This window comes from Pseudomonas sp. GM33 (genome assembly GCF_000282295.1).
Taxonomy (GTDB): domain Bacteria; phylum Pseudomonadota; class Gammaproteobacteria; order Pseudomonadales; family Pseudomonadaceae; genus Aquipseudomonas; species Aquipseudomonas laurylsulfatiphila.
In genome coordinates this window covers 1-1837 of record NZ_AKJO01000204.1, presented here as the reverse complement: position 1 = coordinate 1837, position 1837 = coordinate 1, and the positions used below count along the sequence as shown (strand labels likewise).

Genomic DNA, 1837 nt, shown 5'->3' with positions numbered 1-1837 from the left:
GAGCCTGCTCGCGATGGACGTCAACGATGACGCGGGGAGCCTGACACCCCGCGTCGTCCTCAAGTCCATCGCGAGCAGGCTCGCTCCTACAGAAAACCAAGGTCGAGCCTACGGCGGCTCAGTTCGGCCTGTCCAAAACCTGAAAAGGGGCACACAACAATGAACCCAACAAGCCAGCCGGGCACCGAGGCGCATGACGAGGACGTCAAGGTGCTGCACAGCATGGGCTACGCCCAGCAACTCTCACGACGAATGGGTGTTTTCTCCAACTTCGCCATTTCCTTTTCGATCATCTGCATCCTCTCCGGCGGCATCAACTCACTGGCCCAGGGCACCTCGGGCGCGGGCGGCATATCCATCGGGATCGGCTGGCCGATCGGCTGCCTGATCTCCGGGGTATTCGCCATGGCCATGGCGCAGATCTCCTCGGCCTACCCCACCGCCGGCGGCCTGTACCACTGGGGCTCGATCCTCGGTAACCGCTTCACTGGCTGGCTGACCGCATGGTTCAACCTGCTGGGGCTGGTCACGGTGCTGGGGGCGATCAACGTCGGGACCTATTACTTCTTTTTCGGTGCCTTCGGACCGGCACTGGGCATGGAGGACACGACCACGGTCCGGGTGATTTTCCTGGCAATCCTCACCGGCCTTCAGGCCTTGTGCAACCACTTGGGTATCGGCCTGACCGCCAGGCTCACCGACTTCTCCGGCTACCTGATCTTCGCCACGGCGCTGGCGCTGACCATCGTTTGCCTGATCTCGGCACCCAGCTATGAATTCGCGCGGTTGTGGACCTTCGGCAACTATTCCGGCGAAGCGGGCGGCGGCGTCTGGCCGCAGGTCTCCAACGGCTGGGTGTTCATGCTCGGCCTGCTGTTGCCGATCTACACCATCACCGGCTATGACGCCTCGGCGCATACCTCCGAGGAAACCCGCAACGCGGCCATGTCGGTACCCCGCGGCATGGTCATGTCGGTGGTCTGGTCGCTGCTGTTCGGCTGGCTGATGCTCAGCGCGTTCGTGCTGATGCTGCCGAGCATGGACGAGGCGGCCAAGCAAGGCTGGAACGTGTTTTTCTGGGCCATGAACACCCAGGTCAACCCGACCTTGAAACTGGTGCTTTTCGTGGCGATTTTCATCTCGCAGGTACTCTGCGGGCTGGCCACCGTCACCTCGGTTTCGCGCATGATTTTCGCCTTCTCCCGGGACGGTGGCCTGCCCTGCTCCAAAGCCCTGTCCTCCGTCTCGCCGACCTTTCGCAGCCCGGTGGCGGCCATCTGGACCGGTGCCACCCTTGCCGTCCTGTTCGACTGGGGCTCGTCGGTGATCTCGGTCGGGGCAACGCCGGTCTACACGATCGTGGTGTCCTGCACGGTGATCTTCCTGTTCTTCTCCTTCGCCATCCCCATCGTGCTCGGCCTGTTTACCTACGGGACGTCGAAGTGGCCGACCATGGGGCCATGGAACATGGGGCGATTCTGGTACTCGGTGTTCGCCATCCTCTCGATCCTGTCGATGATCATCATTTTCGTCATCGGCATCCAGCCACCGAACGATTGGGCGCTGTACATCACCATCGGCTTCCTGGTGCTGACCGCCATCGTCTGGTTCGGTTTTGAAGCCCGACGCTTCCAGGGGCCACCGGTGGGCGACATGATCGTCAAGCGCCAGGCTGAAATCGCTGCGGCGGAAGCGGCGTTGAACAAACAAACCGGCGTTTGATGGCCACTGCGTGCATTTAGTCCAGTCCTGAAACAGGTTCACGCCTGCTTCAGGACCAAAAAAACGTACAGCGCCACTGCGTCGATCGCGATTGCGCCGACAAATCCGCATCTAA

The 1837-nt window shown here is 61.7% G+C and carries 1 protein-coding gene; it reads left to right on the top strand.

The genetic code is table 11. From position 1 onward, the window contains the following. The first annotated feature begins 159 nt into the window (after positions 1–159). Complete coding sequence (locus PMI26_RS00020) at positions 160–1722, top strand: amino acid permease (RefSeq protein WP_007981144.1); 1563 nt, start codon at positions 160–162, stop codon at positions 1720–1722. Positions 1723–1837: the final 115 nt, after the last annotated feature.